24 protein-coding genes are annotated in these 25,367 nt (G+C 74.3%); 17 read left to right on the top strand and 7 right to left on the bottom strand.

Annotation, left to right across the window (positions count from 1 at the left end):
• Positions 1-137: 137 nt before the first annotated feature.
• Entirely contained in the window at positions 138-1,232 is a 1,095-nt protein-coding gene (locus ACZ4M8_RS03320) for a nitronate monooxygenase (protein WP_467602947.1), read from the top strand.
• Positions 1,229-1,972, top strand: coding sequence for a 16S rRNA (uracil(1498)-N(3))-methyltransferase (locus ACZ4M8_RS03315; RefSeq protein WP_467602945.1), 744 nt, complete (start codon positions 1,229-1,231; stop codon positions 1,970-1,972). The genes ACZ4M8_RS03320 and ACZ4M8_RS03315 overlap by 4 nt, the downstream gene beginning before the upstream one ends.
• 236 nt (positions 1,973-2,208) lie before the next feature.
• Here ACZ4M8_RS03315 and ACZ4M8_RS03310 read toward each other — a convergent pair whose 3' ends face one another.
• Positions 2,209-2,640 carry an OsmC family peroxiredoxin gene (locus tag ACZ4M8_RS03310; protein WP_467602944.1) on the bottom strand — a complete coding sequence of 144 codons (432 nt, stop codon included), beginning with the start codon at positions 2,638-2,640 and terminating at the stop codon, positions 2,209-2,211.
• Between the two features lie 267 nt (positions 2,641-2,907).
• Between ACZ4M8_RS03310 and ACZ4M8_RS03305 the strand changes: the two genes are divergently transcribed.
• The 4 genes from ACZ4M8_RS03305 (at position 2,908) to ACZ4M8_RS03290 (ending at position 7,330) form a co-directional block, all read left to right on the top strand.
• Positions 2,908-3,264 (top strand): histidine triad nucleotide-binding protein, encoded by a 357-nt coding sequence (locus ACZ4M8_RS03305; protein ID WP_467602942.1) that lies wholly within the window; start codon positions 2,908-2,910, stop codon positions 3,262-3,264.
• A gap of 18 nt (positions 3,265-3,282) precedes the next feature.
• Positions 3,283-4,188, top strand: coding sequence for a ribonuclease Z (locus ACZ4M8_RS03300; RefSeq protein WP_467602941.1), 906 nt, complete (start codon positions 3,283-3,285; stop codon positions 4,186-4,188).
• A gap of 162 nt (positions 4,189-4,350) precedes the next feature.
• Positions 4,351-6,159 (top strand): serine/threonine-protein kinase, encoded by a 1,809-nt coding sequence (locus tag ACZ4M8_RS03295; RefSeq protein WP_467602939.1) that lies wholly within the window; start codon positions 4,351-4,353, stop codon positions 6,157-6,159.
• A gap of 4 nt (positions 6,160-6,163) precedes the next feature.
• Positions 6,164-7,330, top strand: a complete 1,167-nt coding sequence (locus ACZ4M8_RS03290) for an FHA domain-containing protein (protein ID WP_467602938.1) — start codon at positions 6,164-6,166, stop codon at positions 7,328-7,330.
• Positions 7,331-7,355: 25 nt separating this feature from the next.
• Here the strand turns inward: ACZ4M8_RS03290 and ACZ4M8_RS03285 are convergent, their stop codons facing one another.
• On the bottom strand, positions 7,356-8,189 hold the full coding sequence (locus ACZ4M8_RS03285; protein WP_467602936.1) for an HAD family acid phosphatase: 834 nt from the start codon (positions 8,187-8,189) through the stop codon (positions 7,356-7,358).
• Between the two features lie 454 nt (positions 8,190-8,643).
• Between ACZ4M8_RS03285 and ACZ4M8_RS03280 the strand changes: the two genes are divergently transcribed.
• The 3 genes from ACZ4M8_RS03280 (at position 8,644) to ACZ4M8_RS03270 (ending at position 11,846) form a co-directional block, all read left to right on the top strand.
• Complete coding sequence (locus tag ACZ4M8_RS03280; protein ID WP_467602935.1) at positions 8,644-9,972, top strand: enolase C-terminal domain-like protein; 1,329 nt, start codon at positions 8,644-8,646, stop codon at positions 9,970-9,972.
• 159 nt (positions 9,973-10,131) lie between these two features.
• Positions 10,132-11,217 (top strand): S-(hydroxymethyl)mycothiol dehydrogenase, encoded by a 1,086-nt coding sequence (locus ACZ4M8_RS03275; RefSeq protein ID WP_467602933.1) that lies wholly within the window; start codon positions 10,132-10,134, stop codon positions 11,215-11,217.
• Positions 11,217-11,846, top strand: coding sequence for an MBL fold metallo-hydrolase (locus tag ACZ4M8_RS03270; protein ID WP_467602931.1), 630 nt, complete (start codon positions 11,217-11,219; stop codon positions 11,844-11,846). Before ACZ4M8_RS03275 ends, ACZ4M8_RS03270 begins: the two co-directional genes overlap by 1 nt.
• 290 nt (positions 11,847-12,136) lie before the next feature.
• Here ACZ4M8_RS03270 and ACZ4M8_RS03265 read toward each other — a convergent pair whose 3' ends face one another.
• Positions 12,137-13,474, bottom strand: a complete 1,338-nt coding sequence (locus tag ACZ4M8_RS03265) for a family 4 glycosyl hydrolase (protein ID WP_467602930.1) — start codon at positions 13,472-13,474, stop codon at positions 12,137-12,139.
• A gap of 106 nt (positions 13,475-13,580) precedes the next feature.
• Between ACZ4M8_RS03265 and ACZ4M8_RS03260 the strand changes: the two genes are divergently transcribed.
• The 7 genes from ACZ4M8_RS03260 (at position 13,581) to era (ending at position 20,957) form a co-directional block, all read left to right on the top strand.
• Positions 13,581-14,726 carry a carbohydrate kinase family protein gene (locus ACZ4M8_RS03260; protein WP_467602928.1) on the top strand — a complete coding sequence of 382 codons (1,146 nt, stop codon included), beginning with the start codon at positions 13,581-13,583 and terminating at the stop codon, positions 14,724-14,726.
• Between the two features lie 179 nt (positions 14,727-14,905).
• Positions 14,906-15,901, top strand: coding sequence for a PhoH family protein (locus tag ACZ4M8_RS03255; RefSeq protein WP_467602927.1), 996 nt, complete (start codon positions 14,906-14,908; stop codon positions 15,899-15,901).
• Between the two features lie 72 nt (positions 15,902-15,973).
• Positions 15,974-16,471, top strand: coding sequence for an rRNA maturation RNase YbeY (gene ybeY, locus ACZ4M8_RS03250; protein WP_399091213.1), 498 nt, complete (start codon positions 15,974-15,976; stop codon positions 16,469-16,471).
• A gap of 13 nt (positions 16,472-16,484) precedes the next feature.
• On the top strand, positions 16,485-17,837 hold the full coding sequence (locus tag ACZ4M8_RS03245; RefSeq protein WP_467602926.1) for a hemolysin family protein: 1,353 nt from the start codon (positions 16,485-16,487) through the stop codon (positions 17,835-17,837).
• A gap of 716 nt (positions 17,838-18,553) precedes the next feature.
• The gene (locus tag ACZ4M8_RS03240) at positions 18,554-19,393 is read left to right on the top strand and encodes an AAA family ATPase (protein ID WP_467602924.1); all 840 of its coding nucleotides are present in this window, start codon (positions 18,554-18,556) and stop codon (positions 19,391-19,393) included.
• Positions 19,390-19,755, top strand: coding sequence for a cytidine deaminase (locus ACZ4M8_RS03235; RefSeq protein ID WP_467602923.1), 366 nt, complete (start codon positions 19,390-19,392; stop codon positions 19,753-19,755). The genes ACZ4M8_RS03240 and ACZ4M8_RS03235 overlap by 4 nt, the downstream gene beginning before the upstream one ends.
• Before the next feature lie 263 nt (positions 19,756-20,018).
• Positions 20,019-20,957, top strand: coding sequence for a GTPase Era (gene era / locus ACZ4M8_RS03230; protein ID WP_467602921.1), 939 nt, complete (start codon positions 20,019-20,021; stop codon positions 20,955-20,957).
• A gap of 54 nt (positions 20,958-21,011) precedes the next feature.
• On the opposite strand, the gene ACZ4M8_RS03225 is transcribed toward era, so the two are convergent.
• The gene (locus tag ACZ4M8_RS03225; protein ID WP_467602920.1) at positions 21,012-21,224 is read right to left on the bottom strand and encodes a DUF4287 domain-containing protein; all 213 of its coding nucleotides are present in this window, start codon (positions 21,222-21,224) and stop codon (positions 21,012-21,014) included.
• Positions 21,225-21,355: 131 nt separating this feature from the next.
• On the opposite strand from ACZ4M8_RS03225, the gene ACZ4M8_RS03220 reads away from it, so the two are divergent.
• Complete coding sequence (locus ACZ4M8_RS03220; RefSeq protein WP_467602918.1) at positions 21,356-22,309, top strand: phosphotransferase family protein; 954 nt, start codon at positions 21,356-21,358, stop codon at positions 22,307-22,309.
• A gap of 63 nt (positions 22,310-22,372) precedes the next feature.
• On the opposite strand, the gene ACZ4M8_RS03215 is transcribed toward ACZ4M8_RS03220, so the two are convergent.
• The 3 genes from ACZ4M8_RS03215 to ACZ4M8_RS03205 form a co-directional block, all read right to left on the bottom strand.
• The gene (locus tag ACZ4M8_RS03215; RefSeq protein ID WP_467602917.1) at positions 22,373-23,743 is read right to left on the bottom strand and encodes a GH1 family beta-glucosidase; all 1,371 of its coding nucleotides are present in this window, start codon (positions 23,741-23,743) and stop codon (positions 22,373-22,375) included.
• Positions 23,744-23,896: 153 nt separating this feature from the next.
• A complete protein-coding gene (locus ACZ4M8_RS03210) occupies positions 23,897-24,163 on the bottom strand; it encodes a protealysin inhibitor emfourin (RefSeq protein WP_467602916.1) in 267 nt (88 codons plus the stop codon).
• 47 nt (positions 24,164-24,210) lie between these two features.
• Positions 24,211-25,287, bottom strand: a complete 1,077-nt coding sequence (locus ACZ4M8_RS03205) for a M4 family metallopeptidase (RefSeq protein ID WP_467602914.1) — start codon at positions 25,285-25,287, stop codon at positions 24,211-24,213.
• Between the last annotated feature and the right edge of the window lie 80 nt (positions 25,288-25,367).

Here is a 25,367-nt window from a genome sequence, read left to right as displayed (position 1 = left end):
GGATCTGTGCAGGTGGGGCCCGGGGTTCTCCCGGGCCTCACGTGTGTCCGGCGACAGGTGGCCGATCTTGTGCGGTGGCCGGGGCGGGTGGGTCTGCCCGTTTCGGTGCGGTGCGCGGGGCATGACACGATGTGGCCATGTCCACCGCGCTGACCGCTCTTTGCCGTCATCCGATCGTGCAGGCGCCGATGGCGGGCGGCGGTTCCGGTCCGGAGCTGGCCGCCGCCGTCGGTGAGGCGGGCGGGCTCGGGTTCCTCGCCGCCGGGCACAAGACCGCCGACGGGATGTACCAGGAGATCAAGCGGGTGCGCGGGCTGACCGGCCGCCCCTTCGGCGTCAATCTCTTCCTCCCGCAGCCCGAACTCGCCGGCCCCGCCGCCGTCGAGGTCTACCGCGAGCAGCTCGCCGCGGAGGCCGCGTGGTACGGGGCGGGTCTCGGTGAGGTCGATCCGTACGGCGGCTCGGACGACGGGTACGAGGCGAAGCTGGCGGTGCTGCGCGAGGATCCGGTGCCGGTGGTGTCGTTCCACTTCGGCTGTCCCTCCCGCGCGGTGCTCGCCTCGCTCGCCGCGGTCGGGACGTACACCGTCGTCACGGTCACCACGCCGGACGAGGCGCGGGCGGCCGAGGCGGCGGGTGCGGACGCGGTCTGTGCGCAGGGCGTCGAGGCGGGTGGTCATCAGGGCACCCACCGGGATGATCCGCATGCCGACGGCACCGGCGCGCCGTTCGGGCTGCTCTCGCTGATCGCGCAGGTCAGGGCGGCGGTGCGGCTGCCGGTGATCGCCGCCGGAGGGCTGATGCGCGGTGCGCAGATCGCCGCGGTGCTCGCCGCCGGGGCCACCGCGGCGCAGTTGGGCACCGCTTTCCTCGCCACCCCCGAGTCCGGTGCGCACCCGCTGCACAAGAGCGCGCTGACCGACCCGCTGTTCACCCGTACCGAGCTGACCCGCGCGTTCACGGGGCGTTTGGCGCGGGGCCTGGTCAACCGCTTCCTGCGGGAGCACGGACCGTACGCCCCGGCCGCCTATCCGGCGGTGCATCAGCTGACCGCCGGGCTGCGGAAGGCTGCCGCGCAGGCGGGGGACGCGCAGGGGATGGCGCTGTGGGCCGGGCAGGGGCACCGGCTGGCGCGGGAGCTGCCCGCCGGTGCGCTGGTGGCGTTGCTGGCGTCCGAACTGGACGCGGCGCTCGGGGAGTTGAACGGTCGTAAGGTGAGGGACGAGGGATGACGGCACCGGTTTTCGTGGTGGATTCGCTGGCGGGCGCGCGGCCCGGCGGCACGCTGGTGCTGGACGGCCCCGAGGGTCGGCACGCGGTGTCGGTGCGGCGGCTGCGGGCCGGTGAGGACGTGGTGCTGACGGACGGCGCCGGGACCGGCGCGTACGGCACGGTCGCGGCGGCCGAGGGCAAGGACCGGCTGACGGTCGCGGTGGCGGAGGTCCGTACGGAGCCCGCGCCGCCGGTGCGGATCACCGTCGTCCAGGCGCTGCCCAAGGGGGACCGCGGGGAGCTGGCCGTGGAGACGATGACGGAGACCGGGGTGGACGCCGTCGTGCCCTGGGCGGCGTCGCGGTGTGTGACGCAGTGGCGGGGTGAGCGGGCCGCGAAGTCGCTGGCGAAGTGGCGGGCGACGGCCCGGGAGGCGGGCAAGCAGTCGCGGCGGCTGACCTTCCCCGAGGTGGCCGCGGCGCACTCCACCAAGCAGGTGGCCGAGTTGCTGGCGGCGGCCGATTTCGCGGCCGTGCTGCACGAGGAGGGCGCCACCCCGCTGGCCACCGCGGAGTTGCCCGCGGCCGGTTCGGTGGTGCTGGTCGTCGGCCCCGAGGGCGGCGTCGCCCCGGACGAGCTGGCCGCCTTCGCCGCGGCGGGCGCCGCCCCGTACCGGCTGGGACCGACGGTGCTGCGCACCTCCACGGCGGGTACGGCCGCGACGGCGCTGCTGCTGGGGCGGACCGGGCGCTGGAGCTGAGGGCGGGCGGGCCGGGGCCGGGTGTGCCACCGCCCGCCCGCACCGGCCGCCTGCCCGCCCACCAGGCCGCACCGCACCGGCCGTGCGTCGCGTGTCCGGCCCGCCACCCGGCTTGTCCGCTCGGTCCGCCGGTTGCCGGGCCCGGTGCGTGGCGCCGGTCATCCGCCCCGTATCCGGCCCGCCCGCCCCTCGGTACGGGCGCCGGGCGGCCGGCGCCCGTACCGGCCGGGCTGCCGTCAGCCGACGAGTTCGGCGTCGAGGGTGATGTTCCCGACGCCCTTGAGCGCCTGGCTGACCGGGCAGTTGGCCTTGGCGTTCTGCGCCGCCGCCTGGAAGTCGCCCTCCGACAGGCCCGGGACGCGGGCCCTGACGGTCAGGGCGATGGCGGTGATGCCCACGCCCACCTGGAGGGTGACGTCGGCCTGGGTGTCGATGATCTCGGCGGTGTGGCCCTGCTCGGCGAGGCCGTGCGTCAGGGCCATGGAGTAGCAGGCGGAGTGCGCGGCGCCGATCAGTTCCTCGGGGCTGGTGACGCCGTTGGGCTGCTCGACGCGGGCCGGCCAGCTGACGGGGAAGGTCCCGGCGCCGGAGGAGTTCAGGGTGACGGCGCCCTTGCCCTGGAGGAGGTTGCCCTCCCAGTGGGTGGTGGCGGTGCGCGTGGTTGCCATGGTGCGTCAACTCCCGGTTTGTGGGGGAATGGCGGGTGTGCGCGGTCAGCTTAGGTGCCGGGCGGTCCGCCCCGGCGGTCCCCGGACCCGCGCTCCGGCGTGGTCGGCCCGACCGGCCGTACGGCGGGCCGGGCCGGTAGCATCCGAGGGCGTACGCAGGGTGCGTACGGGGTCCGCCGGGTGTGCCGGGACGTGACGAGGGCGGCCATCGCGCGGCTCTCCCGCTCCGGCGGGTGCGGCGGCCGATGACCCGGGAGGAGCCCACCGGTGGCGGGAGAACCGCAGGCCGACTGCCTGTTCTGCAAGATCGTGGCGGGGGAGGTGCCGGCGACCGTCGTCCGCGAGAGCGAGACCACCCTCGCCTTCCGCGACATCAACCCTCAGGCGCCGACCCACGTCCTGGTGATCCCGAAGGTGCACTACGCCAACGCCCGCGAACTGGCCGCCGCCGAACCGGCCATCGCCGGTGACGTGCTGCGCGAGGCGGGTGAGGTGGCCGCCGACGAGAAGGTCGACGCGACCGGCTACCGCATCGTCTTCAACACCGGCCCCGGCGCCGGGCAGACGGTCTTCCACGCCCACGCCCATGTGCTCGGCGGGCGTGACCTGCAGAGCCTGGTCTGACGGGGCGAAGGCGGAGAGTTGTCCGTACGCGAACTGGTCGTCCTCGGCACCGCGAGCCAGGTGCCGACCCGGCACCGCAACCACAACGGCTATCTGCTGCGCTGGGACGGCGAGGGGCTGCTGTTCGACCCCGGTGAGGGCACGCAGCGGCAGATGCTGCGCGCCGGGGTCGCCGCCCACGACCTCAACCGCCTCTGCGTCACCCACTTCCACGGAGACCACTCGCTGGGCCTCGCCGGGGTGATCCAGCGCATCAACCTCGACCGGGTGCCGCACCCGGTCACCGCCCACTACCCGGCGAGCGGGCAGCGCTTCTTCGACCGGCTGCGGTACTCCACCGCGTACCGCGAGACCGTACGGCTGCGGCAGGAGCCGGTCGCGGCGGACGGGGTGCTGGTGAGGACGCCGGCGTACACCCTCCAGGCGCGGCTGCTGTCGCACCCCGTCGAGGCGTTCGGCTACCGGCTGGTGGAGCCGGACGCGCGGCGGATGCTGCCGGACCGGCTCGCGGCACACGGCATCGCCGGGCCCGACGTCGGCCGTCTCCAGCGGGAGGGGGAGCTGCGCGGGGTGCGGCTGGACGAGGTCAGCGAGGTGCGGCGCGGGCAGCGGTTCGCGTTCGTCATGGACACCCGGCTGTGCGACGGGGTGTACGCGCTGGCCGAGGGGGCGGACCTGCTGGTCATCGAGTCGACCTTCCTCGACGAGGACGTACGGCTGGCCACCGAGCACGGTCATCTGACGGCTGGTCAGGCGGCGCGGGTGGCGGTGGAGGCCGGGGTGCGCCATCTCGTGCTGACGCACTTCTCGCAGCGCTACTCCGATCCGTCGGTCTTCGAACAGCAGGCGCGGGACGCCGGGTTCACCGGTGAACTGACCGTCGCCCGGGACCTGATGCGGGTGCCGGTGCCCAAGAGGCGCTGACCGCCGGGGCGTTGGCCGGCCGCTCCCGGTGGACCGCTGGGATCTTCCTCGCCGATGTGCTGAGATGGTCGGCGGACGAGAAGGAAGCCGCCGCGGGGGCGCGGGTGCGGCCGGGGGGCCGGTGCCGCGGGCGCGGCGGCATACGGGGAGGTCGTCATCGCTATGGACGCCGGTGCCGCCATCGGACCGCTGCTGCCCGAGGATCCGCGCGAGATCGCCGGATACCGGCTGCTCGGCCGGGTGGGTGAGGGCGGGATGGGCACCGTCTATCTGTCGCGGACCCGCGGCGGGCAGCCGGTGGCGCTCAAGCTGATCCTGCCGCAGTACCGCCGCGACGCCGGATTCCGGCTCCGCTTCGAGCAGGAGGTGCGCGCGGCCCGCCGGGTGCAGGGCTACCACCTCGTACCGGTCGTCGACCACGACACCACCGGGCAACTGCCGTGGATCGCCTCGGAGTTCGTGGCAGGTGTGCCGCTGGACGCCGCGCTGGAGGAGTACGGGCCGCTGCCGCTGCCCGTCGTGTTCCAGCTGGTGGGGTGCGTCGCGCGGGCGCTGGCGGCGATCCACACCGCCGAGGTCGTGCACCGCGACCTCAAGCCCAGCAACATCATGCTCGCCGCGTCCGGCCCGTACGTCATCGACTTCGGGATCGCCCGCGCCGCCGACGCCACCCAGCTGACCAGCACCGGCGGCCGGATCGGCACCCCGCACTACATGTCGCCGGAGCACGCGCTCGGCGAGGAGGTGGGGTACGCGGGGGACTTCTTCGCGCTGGGGCTGATCGCGGCGGTCGCGGCGACCGGGCGGCATCCGTACGGCGAGGGCGGCGGGATGACGGTCGCCGCGAAGATCGCCAACAGCGCGGCCCGGCCGCCGGACCTCTCCGGCTACCCCGAGGCGCTGCGGCCGCTGCTGGCGGGCTGTCTGGCCGTGGATCCGGCGGCGCGGATCACCGCAGATGAGTTGGCCGCCCTGTGCGAGCGCGGCGCCGGGCGCCCGCTGCGGGACACCGACGGCTGGCTGCCCGCCCCGCTGGCCGCCGCGATCGACCGGCGGGAGCGGGCCGCCGCGCATCCTCCGGAGCCGGAGACCGGGCCCGCCCCAGGGGCGCCGGGCCCCGGCCCGTCCGGTGGCGCCACCGACGAGGCGGACCGGGAGACGAGGCCGCCCGGCGCCACCCCGCCGCCGTACGAGCGGCGGACGCGGGACCGCACCACCGTCCCGCCGCCCCCGGGGCCGCCGTCCGGACCGGGGTTCACCTCCGGCTCCGGGTACCCGCCGGGCGCGGGGCCCGCCACCCCGTACGGGACGGTCCGTGGGCCGGGCGCCGGATACGGCCAGGGGCCCGCGGCGCCGCCCGGCGGCGGCCCGGCGGCGCTGCGCAGCCGGGCGTTGATAGCGGTGGCCGCGGTCGTCACGGTGGTGCTGGCCGTCGTCGTGGTCAAGGCGGTGTGGCCGGGGACGACGCCGGGGCCGGGCCCGGGGCCGACGGACAGTCCGACGCCGACGCCGACCGATCCGACCACGGGCCCGACCGGGCCGACCGGCCCGCCGCCGCCCGCGTACAAGGCGCTGGTCAAGGGCCGTCCGTTCGCGCTGCGGGCGCCGCGCGCGTCCGATGACGCGGGCGTCGACCTCGACGTCCCGCGGGTGAACAGCAACGGCACCGACTACGACAACGACGAGATCATGATCGGCAGTGTCCTCAAGGACCGCTGGGAGTTCCAGACACCCATGGGCAAGGCCGCCGGGGAGACGCCCGAGAAGTGTCTGGAGGGCGCGCAGTCCAACGCGCTGCCGTCCTCCGTCGACGAGGGCGAGTTCGCCAAGACCATCCCGGTCGGCACCCTGCTGTGCACCGTGACCAAGGACAAGAACCTCGCGATGCTGAAGGTCACCGCCGTCACACCGACCCACGACGGCGATCTGCCGGACGTCGAGACGCGGCTGACGGTCTGGAAGAAGGGCTGATCCGTTGACCCGTCACCCCGCCGGACCGGCCGGACTGGTCCGCCATCTCGCCCCCACCGCCCGGGACGCCGACGCGCTGATCGACCTCTCCAACGTCGTCCGTGACGACCGCTTCGGCGCCCGCCACCCGCGCTCCCTGGACCGGCTGCGGCTGGTCGTCGAGGCGCTGGCGCAGCGCACCAGCGACCGCGAGGTCCGGGTGCACGCCCTGGCCGACCGCAGCCTGCGGCACCCCGCGCACGAGTACCCCGACCGGTCCGAACCGCGGCTGCTCGCCGACTGGATCGGCCAGGGCCTGGTCACGGAGGTGCCGGACGCCGACGAACCGCTGCTGGACCTCGCCGACGTGACCGGCCTGCCGGTCGTCTCCGGCGACGACTTCAAGGACTTCCGGCTCGTCCACCCCTGGATCCAGGGGAACACCACCCAGTTCCTGGGCATGCGGCCCGGCCCCGGCCGCTCCGTCGAGCTGTACGAGCGGGACATGGGCGTGCGCACCCCCGCACAGATCTCCCGGAAGATCGAGGAGTCCGACCTCAAGGCGCACGGTCTGCTGGAGGGCCGCCACCGCCGCCCGCTCACCGCCGTCGTCAAACGCTCCTGGCGCTGCCCGGAGCGCGGCTGCACCCTCTACGACACCCGCCGCGGCGACGCCGTCCGCCTCCCGGTGATGCGGCGCGGGGTGCCGGTGTGCGAACTGCACCGCGCCCCGCTGACCGACGACGGGCCGCGCACCGGCGTCGCCCAGCTGAAGGTGATGGCCGACGACGCCTGCGTCCACCGCGTCACCCTCGACGCCGGCACCACCGCGGTGCTGGGCCGGGCGCCCGGCGAGAGCGGCATCGCGCTCCACGGCGTCCTGCCGGAGCGGCTGCTGGCCCGCGTCAGCCGCCGCCATGTGGAGGTCGCCGTCGACGCGGCGGGCACCCTGCGGCTGCGCAACCTCAGCGCCCACGGCAGCCGTCTGCTCCCGTACGGCGCCCGGGACTGGTCGGCGCTGAGCGGCGCGGAGCCGGCGATGCTGCGGGTCAACGACATCGTCGAGCTGACCGCCGGGGTCCGGCTCACCCGCAGCGCCCGGCGCTATCCGGCGGAGATCGCCGCGGCGTGGCAGCGGGCGGCGCGGCGGGTGCCGGAGGCGTCCGCCCGCGCCGGGACGCGGTGGGAGTGACCGGCGCCGGTCACTCCCGGCGCCCTCACGGCAGGTAGTACATCGGGTTCGGCAGCTTGAACGTCCGGTCGCCGTAGCCACCGCGCAGATCGCTGTACTGGTCGCCGAAGTTGGCGACGATGTCGTAGCCCAGCGACTCGATGTGCTTACGGGTGCCGGACTTGAACTCGACCGTGGTGCAGGTGGCGCCGCACGGCAGGTACGCCGGCGGGTGCTCCTTGTCCTTCAGGTAGACGTGGCCGCGGTCGAGCGGGACGCCGTAGCCGACGTTCTTGAGGTTGCGCACGCTCCACTCGCGCTGGGCCTCCTTGCGCCCGGTGAGGAAGAAGACCTCGGCGCCCTTGGCGTGGGCCCGGTTGACCAGGCGGTCCATGCCGAAGACCGGGGCCATGTCGGTCGAGGCGAGGTAGGCGTCCTGGCTCTTCTCGGTGAAGTGGAAGCCCTCGCGCAGCTCGTAGTTGTACGTCAGCAGCGTGGTGTCGTCCATGTCGAGGACGATGGCGGGCTTGGCGCCGCCCTTGTCCGGGTGCGCGTGGTGCCGGGCGAGCACGCGGTCGAGGTAGGCGCGCGCCTTCGTCTCGATCGCGCGGACCTGCCGGGCGTAGTTGCTCTTCGGGGAGGCGTAGTGCTCGCCGTCGGCGGTGACGGTGTCGCCGTAGTACGCCTTGATCCTGTCCTGGACGAGGGTGAGGTTGGGGATCTCCTTGTCGGTCCGCGGCACGGAGTGCTCCGCGGTGGCCTGGCCGGCGCCGAACGCGGCGGTGCCGGCGACGAGCGCGGCGACCGTCACGGCGCCGATCCGCGCCCGGCGGGAGCGGAGGGCGCCCGGGAGGCGGCGGGACAGGGAAGAGCGGGGCATGCGCGGCTCCTTCGGGAAGCGGTGGGGATCCGCGCGGGGTCCGCGCGGGGCCGGGCCTGACCTGCCCGGACCAGGTAGATGTAGCAGAGGCGCGGCGCGGGATCTACGCGCGAAGATTCAACGATTGGCAAAGAGGCGGGGTTGCCGGGCGGGCCGGGGGCCGGGCCCGCGAGCCGCCGGGGGCCGGGGCCGGGGCCCCGGTGGACGCGCGCCGCGCCCGTGGCCGGACGGTCCGGGCCCGCCCGCGCCCGGAAGGGAGCGCCCCGGCTCCCGGCCGGACACGTCAACTCCCGCCCGCCGCACGCCGGGACGCCCGGCTCCCCGGCCCGACGCCCCGTTGACGGCCCCCTCCCGCCCTCCTAGCCTCCCTTCCCGTCCGTGGACGCCGTCCACATACGCGGACATGTGTGGTGCCGCCGGACGGCGGCGCCCCTCTGAGACAGGAGTGCGTCCCTTGGCCGCCACCCGTGCTCACGGCCTCACCGTCACCGAGGTCCGGCTCACCCCCGTCCTGGTCGCCGATCCGCCGCTGCTGAACACCCAGGGGGTCCACCAGCCGTACACCCCGCGGCTGATCGTCGAGGTGGTCACCGCGGACGGCGTCACCGGCGTCGGCGAGACGTACGGCGATGCCGCCTACCTCGAACTGGCCCGGCCGCTGGCCGACGCGCTGCCCGGCCTGCGGGTCACCGATCTGAACGCCCTGCCCGCGCTCGCCGCCCGGGTCTGCGGCGACTCCCCGGACGCGGGCGGGCCCGGCGCCGTCGACGCCGCCGGACTGCGCGGCGTGCGCACCGCCGACAAGCTCCGCCGCTCCGTCGTCTCCGCCGTCGAGGTGGCCTGCCTGGACGCCTGGGGGAAGGCGGCGGGGCTGCCCGTCCACGCGCTCCTCGGCGGCAAGGTCCGCGACCGTGTCGACTACAGCGCCTACCTCTTCTACCGGTGGGCCGCGCACCCGCAGGGCCGCGGCGAGGCCGACGGCTGGGGCGCGGCCCTCGACCCGGACGGTGTCGTCGCCCAGGCCCGCCGCCTCGCCGCCGAGCACGGCTTCGGCTCCTTCAAGCTCAAGGGCGGCGTCTTCCCGCCGGACGAGGAGATCGCCGCCGTCCGCGCTCTCGCCGCCGCCTTCCCCGGCGCACCGCTGCGGCTCGACCCCAACGGCGCCTGGTCCGTCGCCACCTCGCTGCGTGTCGCCGCCGCGCTCGACGGCACCCTGGAGTACCTGGAGGACCCGGCCGCCGGGACCGGCCCGATGGCCGAGATCGCCGCCGCGCTGCGCGCCCGGGGCACCACCCCGCTGCCGCTCGCCACCAACATGTGCGTGACGACCTTCGAGGAGATCCCCGAGGCGTTCACCCGCGGCGCCGTACAGGTCGTCCTCTCCGACCACCACTACTGGGGCGGACTGCGCGCCACCTGCGAACTCGCCGCGCTCTGCGCCACGTTCGGCGTCGGCCTGTCCATGCACTCCAACACCCACCTGGGCATCTCCCTCGCCGCGATGACCCACGCCGCCGCCGTCGTCCCGCGCCTCGACCACGCCTGCGACACCCACTACCCGTGGCAGACCGAGGACGTCCTGACCGAACGCCTCGCCTTCCACGGCGGCGCGCTGACGGTGAGCGACGCGCCGGGCCTCGGCGTCACCCTCGACCGTGACCGGCTCGCCGCCCTGCACCGCCGCTGGCGCGAGGACGACGGCGCGCTCCGCTCCCGCGACGACGCCGCCGCGATGCGCCGGGCGGATCCGAAGTGGCGGGTTCCGGCCGTGCCGCGCTGGTGAGCGGGGGTGGGCGGGGCGGCCCGCGCCCGTTCGCGTAGCCAAGATCACGGAATCCGTCCCGGCTCCTGCGGACGGCCGCCCGCCCCGCGTACGGTGTGGCACGGCTCGGTGGTGGTACGCCACAGTGATCCCGTACTGATCTTCGAGAGGGGCTGTCCCATGGCACAGGAAGTACGCGGCGTCATCGCGCCGGGGAAGAACGAACCGGTCCGGCTGGAGACCATCGTGGTGCCCGATCCCGGCCCCGGTGAGGCCGTGGTGCAGATCCAGGCGTGCGGGGTGTGCCACACCGACCTGCACTACAAGCAGGGCGGCATCAACGACGACTTCCCGTTCCTGCTCGGCCACGAGGCCGCCGGGATCGTGGAGTCCGTCGGCGCGGGCGTCACCGACGTGGCGCCCGGCGACTTCGTCGTCCTCAACTGGCGCGCGGTGTGCGGCCAGTGCCGGGCCTGTCTGCGTGGCCGCCCGCAGTACTGCTTCAACACCCACAACGCCGAACAGAAGATGACGCTGACGGACGGCACCGAGCTGTCGCCCGCGCTGGGCATCGGCGCCTTCGCCGACAAGACGCTGGTCGCCTCCGGGCAGTGCACCAAGGTCGACCCGTCCGTCTCGCCCGCCGTCGCCGGGCTGCTGGGCTGCGGGGTGATGGCCGGGATCGGCGCCGCCATCAACACCGGCAACGTCGGGCGCGGCGACACCGTCGCGGTCATCGGCTGCGGCGGCGTCGGTGACGCGGCGGTGGTCGGCGCCCGGCTGGCCGGCGCCGCGAAGATCATCGCGGTGGACGTCGACGACCGGAAGCTGGACACCGCCCGCACCATGGGCGCCACCCACGCCGTCAACTCCCGCACCACCGACCCCGTCGAGGCGATCCGCGAGCTGACCGGCGGCTTCGGCGCGGACGTCGTCATCGAGGCGGTCGGCCGCCCCGAGACGTACAAGCAGGCGTTCTACGCCCGCGATCTGGCCGGCACCGTCGTCCTCGTCGGCGTCCCCACCCCCGAGATGAAGCTGGAACTGCCGCTCCTCGACGTCTTCGGCCGCGGCGGCTCCCTCAAGTCCTCCTGGTACGGCGACTGCCTGCCGTCCCGCGACTTCCCGATGCTGATCGACCTGCACCAGCAGGGCCGGATCGACCTGAGCGCCTTCGTCACCGAGACCATCGGCATCGACGGCGTCGAGGGCGCCTTCGCGCGGATGCACGCCGGCGATGTGCTGCGTTCGGTGGTGACGCTCTGATGGCCGCCCGCATCGACCACCTCGTCACCTCCGGCACCTTCTCCCTCGACGGCGGGACCTGGGACGTCGACAACAACGTCTGGATCGTCGGGGACGACGACGAGGCGATCGTCATCGACGCCGCCCACGACGCCGACGCCATCCTCACCGCGCTCGGCGGCCGCACCCTGCGCGCCATCGTCTGCACCCACGCGCACAACGACCACATCGACGCGGCCCCCGCCCTCGCGGCCCGCACCGGCGCGCTGATCCACCTCCACCCCGCCGACCTGCCCCTCTGGCAGCAGACCCACCCCGGCACCCCGCCCGACCGGGAACTCTCCGACGGCCAGGTCCTGACCATCGCCGGTACGGACCTGACGGTGCTGCACACCCCGGGCCACGCCCCCGGCGCCGTCAGCCTGTACGCCCCCGGCCTCGGCGCCGTCTTCACCGGCGACACCCTCTTCCAGGGCGGCCCCGGCGCCACCGGCCGGTCGTTCTCGGACTTCCCGACGATCATCGACTCGATCCGCGACCGACTGCTGAAACTCCCCCCGGAGACCCTCGTCCACACCGGCCACGGCGACCCCACCACGATCGGCGACGAAGCCCCCCACCTGGAGGAATGGGTGAAGCGGGGGCACTGAGCCCAACAGACGCGGGCGCCGGACCGTCAGCTCCGACGCCCGCGCCGCCCCTCCCGGCCTCCGGCCTTCGCCGAAGGCGAAGCGCCCGCCCCGGCCACAACCGACCGGAACCCTCTGCACGGCGAGAAGGTGGTGGGGTCGGGGGTGGGGTTACGGACGTAAAGCGGAGCAGTCCGTAACCCCACCCCCGACCCCACCACCGCACCCGCCACCGGGCGAAAGCGCACCCGCCACCGATCGGGAGAGGGGCCGTCCACGATCCGGCCCCGGAGCCCCGCTCGGCCCGACCCTCACCCCTCGGCGGCCGCCCGCTCCAGGATCCGGGCGGCCACCGCCGGGGAGTCCACCAGCGGGTGCAGCGCCATCGCCCGCAGCGCCGCCGCCCGGTCCTTGCGTACGGCCGCCTCGACCGTCGCCCGCTCCACCGCCTTGAGCTGGAGCATCAGCCCCAGCTGATCGGCGCGCAGCGGCGCGCACGGCAGCGGCACCGGCCCGTCCGCGCCCACCTCGCAGACCGTCTCCACGATCGCGTCCGGCGCCAGCTCCGGCACCGTCGTCCCGTTGCGCACATTGAGGATCAGCCGGCCGCCCGCACCGCCCGACAACGCCCGCATCAGCGCCAGCGCCACCCGGTCGTACCCGCCGCCCTCCAGATCACAGGCGTCGCGCTGCCAGCCGCCGCTCGCCTCCCGGCTCTCCGCCATGTACGTCTCCTCGCGCTCGCGCCGGGTCGCCTCCCACAGCGCGTACGCCTCCTCCGGACCGCCCGCCTCGGCCGCCCGCGCGAAGAACCCGCCCTGCTGCCCGTCGAGGAACTCCCCGCGCGTGACGGCCGCCTCCCGCACCGACGCCAGCGTCTCCCGGCGGAAGTAGTAGTAGTGCAGGTACTCGTTGGGCAGCGCGCCCAGCGCCGCCAGCCACTCGGCGCCGAACAGCCGGCCCTCCTCGAACGAGCCCAGCGCCGCCGGATCGGCCAGCAGCCCCGGCAGCAGCTCCCGCCCGTCCAGCGTCAACGACCGCAGCCACCCGAGGTGGTTGAGACCCGTGTAGTCGTACGCGACCCGGCCCTCGGCGAACGCCGCGCCGTCCACGCCCGCCGCCCGCGCCGCCCGCCGCACCAGCCCCACCGGCGAATCACAGATCCCGATGACCCGCTCGCCCAGCACCTCCGCCATCGCCTCCGTCACCATCCCCGCGGGGTTGGTGAAGTTGATGACCCACGCGCGCGGTGCCAGCTGTGCCACCAACTCCGCGATCCGCAGCGCCACCGGGACCGTCCGCAGCCCGTAGAGCACCCCGCCCGCGCCCACCGTCTCCTGACCCAGCACGCCCTCGGCCAGCGGGATCCGCTCATCGCGCACCCGGCCCGCGGTGCCGCCCACCCGGATCGCCGAGAAGACGAAGTCCGCGCCGGTCACCGCCGCTTCCAGGCTTTCCGCCCGCCGTACCCGCACCGGCGCCGGGTGCCCCTGCGCCTGCCGTTCGAGCACCTCGCCGATGACCGCGAGCCGCCGCGGATCGGTGTCGTACAGGGTCAGTTCGTCCACCGCGCGGGCCGGGTCGTCCAGCAGCGCGCGGTACACCAGCGGCACCCGGAAGCCGCCCCCGCCGAGAATCGTGAGCCTCATGGGCCGGAACGTACCGCAGCATCAGGCACACTGTCGGCACCGCCGGGACGGGGACGCACGCGACGGGAACCACCGGGACCGGACCGGCGGGAGAGAGGCGAGCACGGTGAGCGGACGGGGACAGAAGCAGCAGCCCGCACGGCAGGGCGCCACGACGCCGGTGCTCGACCCCCTCGCCGGGGTGCGCACCGCCGCCGACCCGGCCACCGACGTCTATCTGACCGGCACCGTCTTCCTCGACATCATCCTCACCGGCCTCGACTCCGCGCCGGTCCGCGGCACCGAGTCCTGGGCCCGCGGCATGGGCTCCAGCCCCGGCGGCGTCGCCAACATGGCCACCGCCCTCGCCCGCCTCGGCCTGCGCACCTCCCTCGCCGCCGCGTTCGGCGACGACATGTACGGCGAGTACTGCTGGGACGCCCTCAGTCACGGCGAGGGCATCGACCTGACCCACTCCCGCACCGTCCCCGGCTGGCATTCCCCCGTCACCGTCTCCATGGCGTACGAGGGCGAACGCACGATGGTCTCGCACGGCCACGAGGCGCCGCCCCCGGAGACCGCCTTCGACGGCGGCCACGCGCCCGGCTGCCCGCCGCCCTCCCGCGCCTGCGTCGCCTCGCTGGTGCCCGGCCGCCCCGAGGCGTGGCTGGGCTGCGCCGCCGCCCGCGGCAGCCGCATCTTCGCCGACGTCGGCTGGGACGACACCGGCCGCTGGGACCCGGCCGACCTCGACGGGCTCGCCCACTGCGAGGCGTTCTTGCCCAACGCCGAGGAGGCGATGCGCTACACCCGCACCTCCGATCCGCGCGCCGCGGCCCGCAAGCTCGCCGAGCGGGTGCCGCTCGCCGTCGTCACCATGGGCTCCGAGGGCGCCTGCGCCGTCGACGGCCGTACCGGCGAGAGCGCCGAGGTGCCCGCCATCGCCGTGGAGGCGCTCGATCCGACCGGCGCCGGTGACGTCTTCGTCGCGGGCTTCGTCACCGGCACCCTCGCCGCCTGGCCGCTCGCCGACCGGCTCGCCTTCGCCGGGCTGACCGCCGCCCTCTCCGTCCAGGAGTTCGGCGGCTCCCTCGCCGCACCCGGCTGGTCGGAGATCGTCACCTGGTGGCAGCGGATCCGGGCCGGCCGCACCCCGGACACCGCCGCGCTCCGCGCCCGCTACGCCTTCCTCGACACGGTGCTGCCCGCGCCGGGCCGCTGCACGCCGCCGGCCCGCGCCGTCCCCACGATCGGCTTCCGCCGCCCGGCGTAGCGGGGCGGTGGCACACGGTGGCGGGCCGGGCCGCTCCCGCCCGCCGCTTCGGTCTTCGTAAAGCCTTTCGGTGTTGTCGGTGCCCCGTCGTACTCTGGAGACCGTAGGAGCTGAGTCACACGCACCGCTCATCAGCGATCGGCAAAGGACAGGGGTTGAGCAGGCCACAGCGCCGACCCATGACGCAGACATCCAGGCACCAGCAGGCGAGCGCCCAGTTCACCGTCCCGGCCAAGCACCCCATGGTGACGGTCCTGGGATCCGGGGACGCGCTGCTCCGCGTGATCGAGAACGCCTTCCCCGAGACCGACATCCACGTCCGCGGCAACGACGTCACCGCCGTCGGCGACGCCGGGGAAGTCGCCCTCGTACAGCGCCTCTTCGACGAGATGATGCTGGTGCTCCGCACCGGCCAGCCGATGACCGAGGACGCGGTGGAGCGCTCCATCGCGATGCTGCGCGCCGACGGCGACGGCAGCGGCGAGACCCCGGCCGAGGTCCTGACCCAGAACATCCTCTCCAACCGCGGCCGCACCATCCGCCCCAAGACGCTCAACCAGAAGCGCTACGTCGACGCCATCGACCAGCACACCGTCGTCTTCGGCATCGGCCCCGCGGGCACCGGCAAGACCTACCTCGCCATGGCCAAGGCGGTCCAGGCACTCCAGGCCAAGCAGGTCAACCGCATCATCCTGACCCGCCCCGCCGTCGAGGCCGGCGAACGCCTCGGCTTCCTGCCCGGCACCCTCTACGAGAAGATCGACCCGTATCTGCGCCCGCTCTACGACGCGCTCCACGACATGCTCGACCCCGACTCCATCCCGCGCCTGATGGCCGCCGGGACGATCGAGGTCGCCCCGCTGGCCTACATGCGCGGCCGCACCCTCAACGACGCGTTCATCATCCTGGACGAGGCGCAGAACACCAGCCCCGAACAGATGAAGATGTTCCTCACCCGCCTCGGCTTCGACTCGAAGATCGTCATCACCGGTGACGTCACCCAGGTCGACCTGCCGGGCGGCACGAAGAGCGGGCTGCGCCAGGTCCAGGAGATCCTCCAGGGCGTCGACGACGTCCATTTCTCCCGCCTCACCAGCCAGGACGTCGTCCGCCACAAGCTCGTGGGCCGTATCGTCGACGCCTACGAGAAGTACGACAGCCGCAACGGCGGCTAGGTCCGTCCCGCCGGCCGGCCGCCTTCGCGCGGCCGGCCCGGCACCCACCAGAAGCGAGAAGTCACACCCCCCATGTCGATCGACGTCAACAACGAGTCCGGCACGGACATCGACGAGCAGGCGATCCTCGACGTCGCCCGCTACGCCGTCGCCCGGATGCGCATCCACCCGCTCTCCGAGCTGTCCGTGATCGTCGTCGACGCCGACGCGATGGAGCAGCTGCACCTCCAGTGGATGGACCTCCCCGGCCCGACCGACGTGATGTCCTTCCCGATGGACGAGCTGCGCCCCCCGGCCAAGGACGAGGACGAGCCCCCGCAGGGTCTCCTCGGCGACATCGTGCTCTGCCCCGAGGTCGCCAAGAAGCAGGGCGAGGACGCCCCCACCGGCCACTCCATGGACGAGGAGCTGCAGCTCCTGACCGTCCACGGCGTGCTGCACCTCCTCGGCTACGACCACGAGGAGCCCGACGAGAAGGCCGAGATGTTCGGCCTCCAGGCGGCGATCATCGACGGCTGGCGCGCCGAGCGGGGCCTGACCGGCCCGTCCCCGGCCCCCACCGTGACCTGACCGGACCCGGCACATGACCACCCAACTCATCGCGGTCGCGGTGCTGCTCGTCGTGATCGCCTGGCTCGCCGCCTGCGCCGAGGCGGGCCTCGCCCGGACGACCAGCTTCCGCGCCGAGGAGGCGGTCCGCTCGGGCCGCCGCGGCAGCGAACGGCTCGCCGCCGTCGCCGCCGACCCGACCCGCTACCTCAACGTCGCCCTGCTGGTCCGCGTCGGCTGCGAGATGGCCGCGGGCGTGCTCGTCACCTACGCCTGCCTGCGCTCCTTCGAGGAGACCTGGCAGGCGCTGACCGTCGCCATCGCCGTGATGGTCCTCGTCTCGTACGTCGCGGTCGGCGTCTCACCGCGCACCATCGGCCGCCAGCATCCGCTCAACACCGCGACCGCCGCCGCGTACGTCCTGCTGCCGCTGGCGCGGATCATGGGCCCCGTTCCGCAGCTGCTGATCTGGCTGGGCAACGCGCTCACGCCCGGCAAGGGCTTCCGTAAGGGCCCGTTCGCCTCCGAGGCGGAGCTGCGGGCGCTGGTCGACCTCGCGGAGAAGGAGTCGCTGATCGAGGACGAGGAGCGCCGCATGGTGCACTCCGTCTTCCAGCTCGGCGACACCCTGGTGCGGGAGGTGATGGTGCCGCGCACGGACCTGGTCTGCGTCGAGCGGTACAAGACCATCCGCCAGGCGCTGACCCTCGCGCTCCGCTCCGGCTTCTCCCGCATCCCGGTGACCGGCGAGAACGAGGACGACATCGTCGGCGTCGTCTACCTCAAGGACCTGGCCCGCAAGGTCCACGTCAGCCGCGACGCCGAGACCGAACTGGTCTCCTCCGCGATGCGCCCCGCCGTCTTCGTGCCCGATACGAAGAACGCCGGTGACCTGCTGCGGGAGATGCAGCGCGACCGCAACCACGTCGCCGTGGTCATCGACGAGTACGGCGGCACGGCCGGCATCGTCACCATCGAGGACATCCTGGAGGAGATCGTCGGCGAGATCACCGACGAGTACGACCGGGAGCTGCCGCCCGTCGAGGAGCTGGGCGACGGCCGCTACCGCGTCACCGCCCGCCTCGACATCGGCGACCTCGGCGAGCTGTACGGCCTGGCGGAGCTGGACGACGAGGACGTCGAAACCGTCGGCGGCCTGCTCGCCAAGCTGCTGGGCCGCGTCCCCATCGCCGGCGCCACCGCCGTCGTCGACCTTTCCGACGACGCCGCCGCCCCGGACCTCACCGGCCTGCGCCTGACCGCCGAGTCCCCCGCCGGCCGCCGCAACAAGATCATCACGGTCCTGTGCGAACCGGTCCGCGGCGCGGCCGACGCCACCACGGGCAGCTCCGCCGGTGCCACCGGGCGCGGCGATACGGGGGACTGAGCGGGACCGGGAGCCGGGGTGGCTTCACCCGGGGGCACGGCGCCGGGGCGAGCCGGCCGCTGCGGCCTTGCCGTCGCGGGCCGGTGCGGGCGCCGGGGCGAGCCGTTGCGGTCCGGTGCGGGGCAGCCGCCCGCCCGTCCGCTCGTCCGCGGCGCACCGTACGTCCGGTGCGGGGCCTGCCGCCGCCGGTCGGGTGGCCGCTCGGCCCGAGTGCCGGTACCGGCCCCGACGGCGTCCGGCATCGCCCCCTCCCGCCCCTTCCGGCGCCCGTGCGAAGCTTGCCCGGAATCAGTGCACGGCAAGGGGGAACAGACATCACCAGCGGTACGGGCGAACAGCGGACGGACGGGGGACCGGCCCGCCCGGCGGCTCCCGCGGGGACGCCACCGGACGGCCCCGGCACACCACCGGGGGACCGCTCGGGGAAGACACCGGGCGGTGTGCCGGAGGACGCGCCCGGGGACACGCCTCGGGAACGGGCCGGAGGGCCGGGAAGCGGCCCGTCCGGCGAGGTACCCCGGGAAGAGGCGGGGACCGCGTCCGGGGTGACGGACGGGGAAGCACCGTCCGGCGCGTCCGGCGAGGCAACAGGCCGCGCGTCGGCCGGCGCCCCCCGGGCCGTGCCCGGGGCGGCCGGTGAGGACATACCCGGGGCGGCGCCTCGGGGAGCGGCCGGGGAGGTTCTGGGGACGGCCTCTCGGGGAGTGGCCGGAGGCGTGCCGGAGGCAGCGCCGCGGGACACATCCGGCGCGGTGCCCGGGGACGCGTCCGGCGAGCCGCTCAGCGGGACGGCGTCGGGGGCCGACCGGCCGCCCGCCCTCGGGGAGATGCGGCCGTGCGGGCTGGTGGATCTGCGGGCGGTGGCGGCGGTGCCCGGGGTTCTCCGGTATCCGGCCGGGGCCGTCGTCGTGGTCGCCGGTCTGCCCGGCAGCGGTAAGAGCACCCTGCTGCACCGCTGGTCGGAACGGTGCGGTGCGGCGTACGGCGGCGGGCCGCGCGCGGCGGCCGGGGCGCGGGTGATCGACCCGCGCGCCGTGCACCTCGCCTGTGAGGCGGTCATGCCGCACTGGCTCCCGTACCCGGTGTACCGGCCCTGGGCGCGCTGGCGGCTGCTGCGCGAGGTGGGGGCGGCGCTGCGCGGGGACGGCCCGGTGCTGGTCCACGACTGCGGGAGCAGGCCCTGGCTGCGCCGCCTGCTGGCGCGCGGCGCCGCCCGCCATGGCCGGACGCTGCACGTCGTCCTCCTGGACGTGGGGGTCGCCACCGCGCTCTCCGGGCAGCGCGCCCGCGCCCGGCGGGTGCGCCGCCGCGTCTTCGCCCGCCACTGCCGTGGCCTGAACCGCCTGCTGCGCAGCCTGGACCGCCCCGCCGCCCCCGGCGCGCTGCCCGCCTCGCTCTCCGACGTGACCTCGCTGGTGGCGCTGGACGCCCGTACCCGGGAGCGGGTGGCGGCCGTACGGTTCGACGGCGCGCCCCGGCCGGGCGCGGGCGGCCCGGAACCCCGTCCGCCCCGCGGGGCCTCCCGGACCGGCTCCCGCATATGCTCGCCCGTATGAGCGAAGCCGCACCGCTGGACCCCGAAGACCGCAAGATCATCACGCTCGCGCGTTCGGCGCGGGCCCGCAACGGCGTCCCCGAGGGCGCCGCCGTACGTGACGAGACCGGCCGCACCTACGTCGCCGGAACGGTGGCCCTGGACTCGCTGAAGCTCAGCGCGCTGCGCACCGCCGTGGCGATGGCCGTCGCCAGCGGCGCCCGCTCCCTGGAGGCCGCCGCCGTGGTCACCGACGCGGAACAGGCCACCGACGAGGACCGCGCGGCCGTCGCGGACCTGGGCGGCCCGGCCACCCCCGTCCTCGTGGCCGGCCCCGACGGCACGCTGCGCACGACCACCACCGCGGGCGACGCGAGCGCCTGAGCGGGACGAGGCGAGCCGGGGCGCGCGCGGCGGCGGGCCGCCCGCCCGGCCCTCGGGCGGGCCGGACGCCTGCCGCCCGCTGGGTCCGCCGCCGCGCACGCCCCGGCCCTCACCGCGCCTCCGCCCCGGCGACGCCCGGCACCGGCCGCCTCCGGCCGGGCACCTGGCCGCCCCGCCCGGCCCGCCGCCGCCCGGGTGCCCGGCGCCCCGTACGGGGCGGCCGGTGGTCGGTGGGGCTGCGGGGATCGGGGACAATGGGCGCCATGAGCGCTCGTACAGACTCCTCCGCCCCGCATCGCGCGGGCTTCGCCTGCTTCGTCGGCCGCCCCAACGCGGGCAAGTCCACCCTGACGAACGCTCTGGTCGGCACGAAGGTGGCGATCACCTCCAACCGTCCGCAGACCACCCGGCACACCGTCCGCGGCATCGTCCACCGCCCCGAGGCGCAGCTGGTGCTCGTCGACACCCCGGGGCTGCACAAGCCGCGCACCCTGCTCGGCGAGCGGCTCAACGACGTGGTCCGCACCACCTGGGCCGAGGTCGACGTCATCGGCTTCTGCCTCCCGGCCGATCAGAAGCTCGGCCCCGGTGACCGCTACATCGCCTCCGAACTGGCCGGGATCAAGAAGACCCCCAAGATCGCCATCGTCACCAAGACGGACCTGGTCGACTCCAAGACGCTGGCCGCGCAGCTGCTCGCCGTGGACCGGCTCGGCAAGGAGCTGGGCATCGAGTGGGCGGAGATCGTGCCGGTCTCGGCGGTCGGCGAGGCGCAGGTGGGCCTGCTCGCCGATCTGCTGGTGCCGCTGCTGCCCCAGAGCCCGCCGCTCTACCCCGAGGGCGATCTCACCGACGAGCCCGAGCAGGTCATGGTCGCCGAGCTGATCCGCGAGGCGGCCCTGGAGGGCGTACGCGACGAGCTGCCGCACTCCATCGCCGTGGTCGTCGAGGAGATGCTGCCGCGCCAGGACCGGCCCGCGGAGAAGCCGCTGCTGGACATCCACGCCAACGTCTACATCGAGCGGCCCAGCCAGAAGGGCATCATCATCGGGCCCAAGGGCAAGCGGCTGAAGGAGGTCGGCACCAAGTCGCGCAAGCACATCGAGGCGCTGCTCGGCACGCCCGTCTTCCTCGATCTGCACGTCAAGGTCGCCAAGGACTGGCAGCGCGACCCCAAGCAGCTGCGCAAGCTGGGATTCTGAAGTCCCGTACGCCCCGCCGCCGCCCCGGACCCCCGCGCGAGGCCGGGCCGGCGGCTACCCGGCTCTTCGCCCCGCGAGGGTGTGCGCGACGAGGGCGTTGGCGTGACCGTGGCCCAGCCCGTGCTCGGACTTGAGCCAGGCGACCAGCTCCATGTGGCGGGTCAGCGGCGAGGCGCGGATGAGGTCCTGCCAGAAGCCGACCGGACGGCCGTACCTCTTCTCGATCGACGGGAAGTAACTCGCGGGTCCCTGCACGGTTTCACTCATACCCGCAGCGTCTCACCCACCACTGACAACGCCCCGGCCCGTGGCGGCCGATCGGCCGCCGCACCGCCCGCATCCGCCCCGCGCCCCGCATGGCTTCGCGCGTACCGCCGCCCGGATGATGAGGTGACCCCATGAGCAATCACACCGGGGCGGCGGTCGTCCGCCCGTTGACGCTGGACTGGGTGCGACGGCAGCTGGAGCCCGGTGAGCGGATCGCCGGCATCGCGGCGCTGCACGGCGGCATCACCGCCGAGATGCGGCGGCTGACCGTCGCCACGCGGGACGGCGCCACCCGTGACCTGGTGCTGCGGACCTTCGTCGGGGTGACGCACGCCGAGGACTGGCTGAGCCGGGAGTCCGGCGCCCTGTCCCTGCTCACCGGGACGGATGTGCCGGCTCCGGAGCTGGTCGCGGTCGACCCGACCGCCGCGTACTGCGAGTACCCGTCGCTCCTCATGACGCACCTCGCGGGCCGGACCGTCCTCGACGACGAGGGGGTGGAGGCGCGTGTCCCGCTGCTGGCGCGGCAACTCGCGGAGATCCACGCGGTGCGGCCCGCCGAGCGGCCCCGGACGTACGTGGCGCTGACGACCGCCGACACCGTGGTGGTCCCGGAAGGCGCCGACAAGGCGGTGTGGGACGCGGCGATCGAGGTGATCCGCAAGCCCGCGCCGCCCTACGAAGGACGGTTCCTGCACCGGGACTTCCAGCCCGGCAACGTGCTGTTCGACGTACCGCCCGCCCGGCCGGCCCACGCCCGGATCACCGGCGTCGTGGACTGGGCCGCGGCCTCCTGGGGACCGGCCGATCTCGATGTGGCGCACTGTTCCACCGTCCTCGCGCTGCTGCACGGCCCGGAGTGGGGCCTGCGGTTCACCGAGGCGTACGAGCAGGCCGGCGGGGTGCTGGCCGCGAGCCGGAGCGAGCGGCTGTACTGGCAGGTACGGGACGGGCTGGCCAGTTCCGAGGAGGTGGCGCTGGTGACACGGCCCTGGCGGGAGGCGGGACGGCCGGAACTGACCGAGCACGCCGTGGCGCAGCGGCTGGACGCCTATGTCACCACCGTGATGGAGACGCTGGGCTGAGCCGGGCCGGTCCGGCGTCCGGCGCCGGGTCATCTGACCGCCCGCCGCCCGGCGCCGGGCCGGTCATCCCCGCTGCGCCCGCCAGGCGTCCCGCAGCCACCGGAAGGACGCCTTCGGGGTACGGAGCTGCGTCGCGTAGTCGATGTGCACCAGACCGAACCGCTGCCGGTACCCCTCGGCCCACTCGAAGTTGTCGGTCAGCGACCACACGAAGTACCCGCGGACGTCCACACCCGCCGCCATCGCCGCGTGCAGCGCCCGCAGATGCCCGTCTAGGAAGGCGATCCGCTCCCGGTCGTCGATGCCGTCGTACGCGCAGCCGTTCTCGGTGATGACCACCGGGGGCAGCCGGTCGCCGTAGCGGTCGCGGAAGGCCAGCAGCAGTTCGGTGAGGGCGCCGGGCACCACCGGCCAGCCGAATCCGGTACGCGGGTACCCCTCGATCTCCCGGGGCGCGAAGGGGAGTTCGGGCGGCAGGGCGATGCCGCCGAAGTCCGCGGGGGCGCCGCCGGGCAGCGGGGCGCCCACCCGCGTCGGCTGGTAGTAGTTGATGCCGTACCAGTCCAGCGGCTCGCCGATGATCGTCAAGTCCTCGGCGACCGGCCCCGGCAGCAGCGCCGCCAGATCGTCGTCCGGGTAGCGGCCCAGCAGCAGCGGATCGGCGAACAGCCGGCCCAGCAGCAGGTCGTAGAGGTCGGCGGCGCCGGTGTCCGCGGCGGACGGGGAAGCCGGCCAGGTGGGGCCGTGGGAGTTGGCGATGCCGATGTTCCCGGCGCCGCGGGCGCGCAGCGCCTGGACGGCCAGCCCGTGGCCCAGGAGCTGGTGGTGGGCGGCGGGCAGCGCGTCGAAGAGCAGCCGGCGGCCGGGCGCGTGCTCCCCGATGCCGTAGCCGAGGAGGGTCAGTTCGGCCGGTTCGTTGAGGGTGATCCAGCGTGTGACGCGGTCGCCGAGCCGGGCGGCGACGGCGTCCGCGTACGCGGCGAAGTGCCCGGCGGTCTCCCGGCGCAGCCAGCCGCCGCGCTCCTCCAGCGCCAGCGGGGTGTCCCAGTGGAAGAGCGTCGGCACCGGCGTGACGCCCGCCGCCAGCAGCGCGTCGACGAGCCGGTCGTAGAAGTCCAGGCCCCGGGCGTTGACGGCGCCGTCGCCGTCGGGCACCACCCGCGGCCAGGCCACCGAGAAACGGAACGCCCCGGCGCCCAGCTCCCGCAGCAGCGCGACGTCCTCGCGGTAGCGGTGGTAGTGGTCGGTCGCCACCCGGGGTGAGGAGCCGTCCTTGATCCGGCCGGGCCGCTCGGCGAACGCGTCCCAGGACGACCGGCCGCGCCCGTCCTCGTCGGTGGCGCCCTCGGTCTGCTGCGCAGAGGCGGAGACGCCCCAGAGGAACGAGGCGGGAAAACGGGGGAGCGGGGTGGGAACGTCCGGCACCGTTGTCATGGCCGGAGCATGGATACCGCCGGTAACGGAGTCAAGAGCCGCGTACCCGTCGGCCCCGGAAAGGCCGTGAACGGCCCCGGAAACGCGGGCGGAGGGCGGTGCGGCCCACCGGCCGCCACCGCCCTCCGCCCGTCAACTCCCTTGCGCCGTACCTCAGTCACCCTCCTTCAGCACCCGTGTGATCAGCGTGCGCTGCTCATCGGTCAGGCGCGGATCGGAGCAGTAGACGGTCTTGCCGTCCACGGTGATCTGGTAACAGAAGCCGTCCGGCGCCCCGACCGGGGGCTCGGTGTGCCCCTGGGCGAGGGACCGTTCGGCGAGGGTGTGCCAGGCGTCGGCGTCGGACCGCGCCGAGGTGTCGACCTCGGCGCGGCGCTCGATGCCGGCGAAGCCACCGGTGCGCTTGATGTGAATGTGCATGAGTGGCTCCTACCCGCCCGGGACGCCGCAGACGTCCCGGCGCTGCGCTATTCGGCGGTGACGACGCCGGTCGTCGACCACGCCTTGACGACCGCCTCGTGCTCGGTGCCCGAGGCCCCGAAGCGGGTCTTCGCCGCCTCGATGGTCAGCTTGGCGAAGTCCGCGAACTGGGCGTCCTTCTTCAGCTTCCCGCCGGTCAGCACGTCGTACCAGACCTGTCCGGCCTTCTCCCAGGCGTTGCCGCCCACCGCCGTGGCGAAGAGGTAGAAGGCGTGGTTGGGGATGCCGGAGTTGATGTGCACCCCGCCGTTGTCGTCCTGCGTCTCGACGTAGTCCGCCATCGTCGCCGGCTGCGGGTCCTTGCCGAGATTCGGATCGTCGTACGCGGTGCCCGGCGCCTTCATGGAGCGCAGCGCTTCGCCGTTGACGCCGGGGGCGAGGAGGTCGGCGCCGATCAGCCAGTCGGCCTGCTCGGCGCTCTGCTTGAGGGCGTACTGCTTGATCAGCGAGCCGAAGACGTCCGAGACGGATTCGTTGAGCGCGCCGGACTGGCCGTTGTAGTCCAGGCCCGCGGTGTACTGCGTCACGCCGTGCGTGAGTTCGTGGCCGATGACGTCGACGGGGATGGTGAAGTCCTTGAAGAGCTTGCCGTCACCGTCGCCGAAGACCATCCGCTCGCCGTCCCAGAAGGCGTTGTCGTACTTCTCGCCGTAGTGGACGGTGGCGTTGAGCGGGAGACCGGCGTCGTCGATGGAGTGGCGGCCGTAGACCTTGAGGTACAGCTCGAAGGTGGCGCCGAGTCCGGCGTGCGCGCGGTTGACCGAGGCGTCCTTGGAGGCGCTGTCGGTCTCGGCGTGCACCTTGGTGCCGGGGAGGTCCTCGGTGTGCCGGGCGTCGTAGATGGTGCGGTTGGGCTTGTCGGAGCCCTCCGTACGGGCCGCGGCGGCGCGCAGGGTGCACTCGCGGCGCCGGGTGCGCAGGGCCGCGTCGTACTCCAGGGTGCGGCGGGCCGGCTCGTGGTGATCAGGAGCGTCGGATTGTGCCAGCTTGTCGAGGAGGTGGGGCGGCACGATCGTGCAGAAAACGGGAGTGGCCGGGGTGTCCGGCTGCGAGGTGACGTCCATACCCGCAAATGTCGCATTGCGTGACGCCGGTGTCACTGCCCGCTCCTGGATTTTCCCGAAAACGTGTGGTGCAAAAACGT

Source organism: Streptomyces sp. NPDC027185 (genome assembly GCF_055567035.1).
Note: the sequence above shows the minus strand (reverse complement) of the source record. Positions and strands in the feature narration are given on the sequence as shown.